The 1,734-nt window shown below is 45.3% G+C and carries 2 protein-coding genes; both read right to left on the reverse strand.

Going from position 1 to position 1,734, the window contains the following annotated elements; translation table 11 throughout:
* Positions 1-119: 119 nt before the first annotated feature.
* Complete coding sequence (locus tag OQ5_RS23445; RefSeq protein WP_016777007.1) at positions 120-323, reverse strand: hypothetical protein; 204 nt, start codon at positions 321-323, stop codon at positions 120-122.
* Positions 320-1,734 (reverse strand): TolC family protein (locus OQ5_RS0108105; protein WP_016777008.1); only part of this gene is annotated, 1,415 nt, incomplete at its 5' end. The genes OQ5_RS23445 and OQ5_RS0108105, both read right to left, overlap by 4 nt.

Raw genomic sequence — 1,734 nt, forward strand, 5'->3', positions numbered from 1 at the left:
GAAAATTTTGCGAGTTTATAGACGAGCACTAATTAGTCTGACGGACTTGTCCCGGGTAATCGGGGCTCGTTTAAACCCTTTCACCTTCCAATCCTTTCTCCCACTTCCAGAGTCAGCAATCAGAGGAAGGTTTCAACCCCATGCTTTGATGAGCTGGTGAGCTGGTGAGCTGGTGAGGGAATGAGGGGAATGATCAGGAACCATTTTTTCTGTTTTGTTCCATGCTCTTTGCTCCATGCCCTCTGCTCCATGCCCTCTGCTCCATGCCCTCTGCTCCATGCCCTCTGCTCCATGCTCAATACTTCTGCCTGTTTTGTTCTCATTTAAGTTCCCCGATTGCCTTCAGATACTTTGTTTCAGCCAGTTTAACTGAAGTCCTGGCATCGATGTGTTCGCTTTGCGCTTCCTGCCATTGAGCCTGAGCTTCCAGAAGGTTAACCAGGGTTTCCAGTCCTTCTTCGTATTGCTGACGGCTGGTTTCCAGGTTTTCTTTTGCCTGTTCTAAAGCAGTCAGGGTTAGTTCGTATCGTTTAACAGCATCTTCGAGGTTAAATTTTGCCTGAGCAATTTCGAGTTGAAGGAGTTTTTCTGTTTCTTCAAGGTCAAGTCCGGCAGCACGGGACTGAAGTTTTGCCTTAGTAAGCTTGTTACGTTCTTCGAACCACTTAAAAACAGGGATTTTTACCGATGCCAGTGCCATAAATGACATTTCATCGGTGCCTCTGCCATTGAGTTCAAGACCGCCAAAATAATGATAACCGGCCGAAATGCCAACTTCGGGAAGCATTTCGGCACGCGCCATTTCAGCTTCATATTCTTTTATATCTATGACTTTGCTGAGCATTTGATATTCCGGACGGCGACTTATATTATTTTCGGTTTCCGTTAGTTTTACACTTAAAAGCGAATCTTTTTGTGGCGTGGAAACAGAGATATCAGACTGAAGCGGCAGCCCGATAATCCGGCATAGGTTCATTGCGGCCAGTTTTTCGGCACTTTGAGCTTTTTGCACCATCAGGATGGCATCGTTTCTTTTTACCTGTACTTTGAGCAGGTCATTTCTTGTAGCCATTCCCTCTTCCATGCCTGCTTTAATGTTGGAAACAAGTGAGTCCAAAAGTGTTTTATATTGCTTCGCTGCAGTTTTCTTTGATTTTACCGCAATCAGTTGATAGAAGGCCTCATCTGTTTTGAGTAGTACTTCAGCAACAGTTTGTTCAACCTGGAGGTTAGCTATATCAACCCCTGCCTTTGCCAACTTGTTTGCGGCACGAATTTTTCCCCCCATGTAAACGGGCTGTTGCACTTCGACACCGGCCATAGTAACGCCTTCAAGCCCCACGTTAATGTTAATATCTGGCATCAGGGCATACATATTGAATACAGGATTTCCATCGGGACCGGTAACCGGTTGTCCGGTAACCGGGTTTTGCATAATGTTGGGCTGCATATTACCCTGGTCGTCTGGGATGTAGGTAGGTAGATAACCACCTTCCAGAGAATACTCCAGCGCATCCGGTTTATATAGATAAGTTCCTGAGGCACTGAATTTTGGCAAATAACCGGCTTTTGCAATTTTTCTGTCCAGAAGTGCCTGCTCTTTTTGATTTTGCGATAGTTGTAGCTGTCGCGAATATTCAACGGCCATTTCCCTGCACTTATCGCGATCGAGTTTTACCTGTGATGCGACCGGAATAATGCTGAAAAACAACAGGAATGAGGTATATGATAGAA

The organism is Anaerophaga thermohalophila str. Valhall (assembly GCF_000250735.1).
In the GTDB taxonomy this organism is placed as follows: domain Bacteria; phylum Bacteroidota; class Bacteroidia; order Bacteroidales; family Marinilabiliaceae; genus Anaerophaga; species Anaerophaga thermohalophila_A.